The 6,561-nt window shown below is 30.3% G+C and carries 4 protein-coding genes; all 4 read left to right on the forward strand.

Translation table 11 applies throughout. The features are described from left to right. Positions 1-752, forward strand: a 752-nt coding sequence (locus Q0U66_RS04990; RefSeq protein ID WP_297378160.1) for a glycogen synthase, incomplete at its 5' end; no start/stop codon positions are given. Beyond that, positions 752-3,004: a glycogen/starch/alpha-glucan phosphorylase gene (locus tag Q0U66_RS04995; RefSeq protein WP_297378163.1), complete on the forward strand. Its 2,253-nt coding sequence runs from the start codon at positions 752-754 to the stop codon at positions 3,002-3,004. The genes Q0U66_RS04990 and Q0U66_RS04995, both read left to right, overlap by 1 nt. A 3-nt stretch (positions 3,005-3,007) precedes the next feature. Continuing rightward, positions 3,008-4,843 carry a type I pullulanase gene (pulA, locus tag Q0U66_RS05000; protein ID WP_297378166.1) on the forward strand — a complete coding sequence of 612 codons (1,836 nt, stop codon included), beginning with the start codon at positions 3,008-3,010 and terminating at the stop codon, positions 4,841-4,843. Positions 4,844-4,852: 9 nt separating this feature from the next. Next, the gene (locus Q0U66_RS05005) at positions 4,853-6,547 is read left to right on the forward strand and encodes a phospho-sugar mutase (RefSeq protein ID WP_297378170.1); all 1,695 of its coding nucleotides are present in this window, start codon (positions 4,853-4,855) and stop codon (positions 6,545-6,547) included. Positions 6,548-6,561 lie beyond the last annotated feature (14 nt).

A 6,561-nucleotide genomic window follows, 5' to 3' on the forward strand; every position in this document is an offset into this window, starting at 1 on the left:
AAGAATATGCCTATGGTCTTGAAGAAGTGATAAATACTCATAAAGACAAGTTATCTGGGATTATAAACGGTATTGATTATGAAAAGTATAATCCGAAAACTGATATGCGTATTGAAAGCAATTATGATGTGGATTCTATTGATAAAAAACTTGCTAATAAAACTTACCTACAAGAACTTTATAATTTAGAAGTTAATAAAGATATTCCTTTGATAGGTATGGTTACAAGGCTAGCTCATATGAAGGGGATGGATCTTTTATTTGAAGCTTTCGACCAGCTTATGCAAGAGGATGTGCAATTTATATTGCTAGGAACTGGTGAAGCTAATTATGAAAACATATTAAGAGACTATCAAAATAAGTATCCTAAAAAAGTAGCAGCAAGACTCTATTTTTCAGACAAAGAAGCTAATTCAATTTATGCCGGATCTGATTTTTATATGATGCCATCCATTACTGAACCTTGTGGGATTTCACAATTGATAGCTATGAGGTATGGGGCTATACCTATAGTTACAGAAACGGGAGGTCTAGAAGACACTGTTCACGCTTATAACAAGTATACAGGAGAGGGAAATGGATTCTCCTTTTATGATAAAAAGCCAGAAGTCTTATTAGAAACAACAAAAAGAGCTATAGAAACATATAAAAATAAGGAAGAATTTATTGGATTAATAAAAAATGCCTTGAATTCTAAATATGATTGGAAAAATTCATCTAAGGAATATATACAACTTTATAGGAGTTTATAATGATTGATAAAAAGACTTTACATGCAAGTATTAAAAATAATCTATTCGAATTGTTCGCTAAAGATTTTACCTATGCTAGGGATCCAGAAATTTATACTGCTTTAGCAAATAGTGTAAGGCAATTAGTAGGGGAAAAATGGTTTCATTCTCTATATGACAACTTAGATTCAAGAAGACTTTATATACTATCTTTTGAATATACTTTAGGAGATAACTTACTAAAAAATTTAGTAAAATTAGACTTATATGATACTGCTAAAGAAATTCTAGCAGACTATTCTATTGATATTAAAGATATACTTGAATGGGACATAGAGTTTGCTTTAGGCTATGGTGACTTGGGCTCTGTTTCAGGTTATTTGTTAGAGTATTTATCTAAATATCATAACAATATTTATGCTTATGGATTGCGATATAGAAATGGTATGCTTAAACAAGAAATAATCGATGGGGAACAAGTTGAAAAACCTGATGATTGGAGGGTAAATAAAAACCCTTGGGAGCATGAAAAAGGCTTTAACCATTTGGTTGATTTAAAAGATGATACAGTAAAGGCTATACCATACGATATCCCAATTTTATCAAGTGATTCAAAGAATGTATCTACTTTAAGATTATGGAAGTCTTATTCTGTAGAAGATTTGGACTTTGAAAAGTTTTCAAAGGGGCAAATTCAAGAATCCTATGAAAAAATTAATAGGGCAAACTCTATTGTAGAATTTTTATATCCAAGCGAAGACAATTATGAAGGTAAGAAGCTTAGATTAGAGCAAGAATATTTCTTTGCTAGTGCAAGTATACAAGACATTCTAAAGAAATATAAAAAATATATTGGTAAAGATATATCAAAATTAGCAGACTATATTACAATCCAAATCAATGATGTCCACCCAAGTTTATCCATCTTGGTATTTATTGAATTGATAATGAAAAAATATGAATATAAGTTTGAAGACGCTTTAGCTTTAGCAAAAGAAGTCTTTATCTTTATGCAGCTATCAATCCTACCAGAAACTATGGAAACATGGGATTTGTCACTAATAGATGATGTTTGTCCAAACTTGCTAACTATAATTTATGAACTAGATAAACATTTAAAATTAGAACTTTCGAATAAAGCGATTGAAAATCCTGAACCACTACTTATAATCAGAGAAGGAAAATTAAACTCTATAAATGTTCTGTACTATGTATGTAAAAATATTATTTCATTAGAGAAGAACCATAAAAATTTATTAGAAGATAAATATCTTTCATCTCAATATAATGCTTACCAAGCAAAGATTGATTTTATTAATTTTTCTTTTGATACTGACCAATATTACAAGGAAAGACAAGTAAAAAGACAAGACCAGGTTTTAGCAATTACCAACCTAGATGTGAAAGAATTGAAAGATATTAAGTTATCTAATAAAAAGTATCTTTTAAATGAATTAGGTCTAGATTTGAATTTATATAATTGCAAGTCCTGCTTTGTGATGCACTTAGGGAATTTCCATGAATATAAAAGACAAATACTTTCCGTCTTATCTGTAGCTTTAAGTTATTATAGGATGAAGAAAAATCCAAACAAGGATGTACCAGAAAGAACATATTTCTTTGCTGGTAAATCATATCCCAACTATTATTTGGCTAAGGAGATGATTAAATTTATAAATGCCTTAGCTAAAACTGTTAATAATGATTTATTTATAAAAGATAAGATTAAGATAGTTTTTATTGAGAATTACAACTTATCTAAGACTGATATAGCAATACCTGCAAGTGACATATATTTAAACTTAGAGCAGTTAAATATGGAATCAGACAAGGTTTCAATTTACAAGTCTATAGCTAGTGCATCTGCCATATTAACAAGTAGGGGAAACTATGAAAACACATCCTTTACTGATTATGGTATAACTATGTTTAAATTTGGTGATAAGGCCAGTGAATTAATGAACAATTATTCATACAATGTTCAAGAATACTTGGATAATAATCTAGAAATAAAAGATATGTTTAACTTTTATAAAAACTTAACTAAGGATGAATTCCCTTATGATATAAATAAAATTAAGGAATTAATCTTGCATTATAACGACAGGAACTTTATAATAAAAGACCTATTGGATTTTACCAATGAATTGGAAAATGCTGTTAGATCTTATAGTTATGATGAAAATTGGTATAAGGACCTTTATTCTAATGCAAGTAAAATTATAAGAGAAGATAGTAGTGTAAAAAAATATATAGAATTAACGGAGAAATAATTAATGATAAGTAACTTATATACTGATAAAGATTTAGGACTTACCTATGCCAAGGAATATTCAATTTTTAGAGTATGGGCGCCGTCTCAAGAAGAAATATTTTTGTGCCTTTACGAAAATTATGATGAACAAGATAGAAAAACCTACCATATGACCAAGGACGAAGATGGTTGTTTTGAATTAAAGCTTGATGGTGACTATGAAGGTAAATTCTACACTTATTTAGTTAAAGATCAAGAAGTTGCAGACCCTTATAGTTTTGCATCTTCTGCAAATAGTAAAAGAACAGCTATTATAGACCTAGCAAAGACAAATCCTGAAGGCTACTTAGACCATGAAATACCAAACAATGATAAGGATAAGGCTATTATAGTTGAAACTCATTTAGCTGATATAACAATAGATCCAAGCTCTGGTGCAGACCACAGAGGTTTATTTTTAGGTGCAGCTCAAAAAGGAACAAATTATAATGGGCTGACAACAGGAATGGACCACTTTGCTGAAATAGGAGTGACTCATGTCCATCTTTTACCAATCACAGACTATTTAACTGTAGATGAAAATAAACCACTTGCTAAGTATCCAGAAAATTATAACTGGGGCTATGACCAAGAGTTATACAACAATATTGAAGGATCATTTTCAACAAATCCAAATGACCCTTATTCAAGAATTAGAGAATTTAAAACTCTAATAAAAAATTACCATGAAAACGGTTTATCAGTTGTATTAGACGTAGTTTACAATCATACCTTTAGAACAGCTGACTCAATTTTCCAAGTATTGGAACCTTATTATTACTATAGAACTAATGGAGAAAATGAGTTTTCAAATGGGTCAGGTTGTGGTAATGAAATAGCATCAGAAAGACCAATGGTTAGAAAATTTATAATAGACTCTCTTGTATATTTAGCTAAAGAATACAAGCTAGATGGCTTTAGATTCGACCTAATGGCCCTTACAGACATAGATACAATTATGATGGCTATAGAAGAATTAAGAAAAATTAATCCAAATATATTGATATATGGAGAACCATGGATGGCCTTACCAAGTCCTCTTCCATATGACAAGCAAATTAATATTGGTATGCAAAAAAATAAAAACTTTGCAATCTTTAACCCTCATATAAGAGATAACTTGAAAGGGGACACTGATGGAAGTGAAAGAGGCTACTTGCAAGGTGAATATTATCTAAAGGGTGCTATTCAAGAAGGTATTGCCGGATATGCCAATATATATGACAATGAAACAGCCTATGCTCATCCTTTAGAGTCTATAAACTATTTTAACGCCCACGATAATCTTATCTTTAATGATAAGTTGATAAAATCGGGAGTTTCAGAAGATAAGTTAAAAGATATAACCTATATGGGCCATGCTATATTATTAACTAGTCAAGGATTGCCATTTCTTGTAGCAGGAAACTCATTTATGAGAACTAAAAAAATGAACCACAACTCTTATAATGCACCAGCAGATATAAATGGTATAGATTGGACATTGAAAGAGAAAAATCATGATTTATTTGAAGCTGTTAAAGATTTAATAAAACTGAGAAAAGATCTAGGAATATTCAATATGAAGACAAATGATGAAGTTCTTGAAAAACTAAGTTTTATAGATGGTTTGCAGAATTATTTAATTGGATATATAATAAAATCAGATGATAGTAACTATGCTATTTTCCATAATGTTTCAGACTTTAAGGAAGAAATAGATAAAAGCTTATTTACTGACCAAGAAGAAATACAACATATTTTCTCAAATGGTTTTGTAGATAGTAAGGTTACAGATATAAAATTAGATGAGTATTCCGTCAACGTATATAAATTCTAGGAGGTTAGAATGGATTACATGAAAAAATATCAAGAATGGTTAGATAGTGATTTTATCGATGCCGAAACCAAAGAAGAATTAAAATCTTTAGAATCAAATAAAGAAGAAATTCAAGATAGATTTTATCAAGATTTAAAATTTGGTACAGCAGGATTAAGAGGTAAAATTGGCGCTGGTACAAATAGAATGAACAGGTATACTGTAGCTTTAGCTACCCAAGGATTAGCCCAAACAATTATCGACCATGGTAAAGAAGCTATGGAAAAAGGTGTAGCTATTTCTTATGACGTAAGACATAAATCAGATGAATTTGCAAAAATCACTGCTGAAGTTCTAGCAGCAAATGGCATAAAAGTTTATACCTACGACCAAATCACACCTACACCTGTGCTATCATATACTATCCGTCATTTAGGTACTATATCAGGTGTTATGATAACAGCTTCACACAACCCTAGAGAATATAATGGTTATAAGGCATACTGGGATGAAGGAGCGCAAATTTTAGATGACATTGCTAACGAAATACTCGAAAATATAAGTAAGGTTGGCGATGTAAGCAATGTTAAATCAATGGACTTTGATAAGGCTGTTGAAGAAGGGCTTATCACAATCTTAGACTATTCAATAGTTGATAAATATATGCAAGATGTATTAGATCTAACAATCGAAGATGAAAACATTGATAAGGATATTAATGTTGTTTACTCACCATTAAATGGATGTGGTAACAAATTAGTTAGAAGAATCTTGGATGAAAGAGGATTTAAAAATATCCATATAGTTAAAGAGCAAGAAAATCCAGATCCTGACTTTACAACAGTTGGTTACCCAAACCCAGAAGATCCAAAGGCATTTAAATATGCTATAGAATTAGGAAATAAGGTTGATGCTGATATCTTAATAGCTACAGACCCTGATGCTGATAGAGTAGCTGTAGAAGTTAAAAATGATAAAGGTGAATATACCTTCTTATCTGGTAATGAAACTGGATCCCTATTAACCTACTATATTTTAAGTAGGCTATCAGAAAGAGGTGAATTACCTGAAAATGGAGCAATTGTAAAATCAATAGTTTCAACTGATTTACCAGAAAAAATTGCTGATAAATTTGGGGTAGCTCATTTCAATGTTTTAACAGGATTCAAAAACATTTATGCTAAGGCTAATGAATGGGATAAAACAGGTGAATACCAATATATCTTTGGTTTTGAAGATGCTATTGGATATTCATATGGTGACAATGTAAGAGATAAGGATGCTATTTCTTCATCAATGATGGTTATTGAAATGGCTGCATATTATAAGTCTCAAGGTAAGACATTATTAGATGTTCAAAAAGAAATCTATGAAGAATTCGGTTACCATGCACAAAACTTAAATTCAGTTGTTTTAGAAGGATTAGATGGTCAAAAATTAATAGCTAGAATTATGGAAGAATTTAGAGTAAATCCTATTGAAGAAATCAATGGAATAAAATTAGAAAGCATAACAGACTATCTAAACGATGAAACAGGATTAGAAAAACAAAATTGTCTTGGTTACAAACTTGAAGATGGATCATGGTATATCTTAAGACCTTCTGGTACAGAACCAAAGATTAAATTATACATTTATTCAAATGCTGATACAGCAGAAAAAGCACAAAAAATGGCAGATGCCATATTTGAAAGAGCAAATGCAAAAATTTTAGCTGTAGAATAAAATAACTTACAAAA

Origin of the sequence: uncultured Helcococcus sp., assembly GCF_946998255.1 — a bacterium.
Taxonomy (GTDB): domain Bacteria; phylum Bacillota; class Clostridia; order Tissierellales; family Peptoniphilaceae; genus Helcococcus.

Coding starts and splice junctions, on each gene's coding strand:
- Q0U66_RS05005 (WP_297378170.1), top strand. CDS start 4,853: ATGGATTACATGAAAAAATATCAAGAATGGTTAGATAGTGATTTTATC.
- pulA (WP_297378166.1), top strand. CDS start 3,008: ATGATAAGTAACTTATATACTGATAAAGATTTAGGACTTACCTATGCC.
- Q0U66_RS04995 (WP_297378163.1), top strand. CDS start 752: ATGATTGATAAAAAGACTTTACATGCAAGTATTAAAAATAATCTATTC.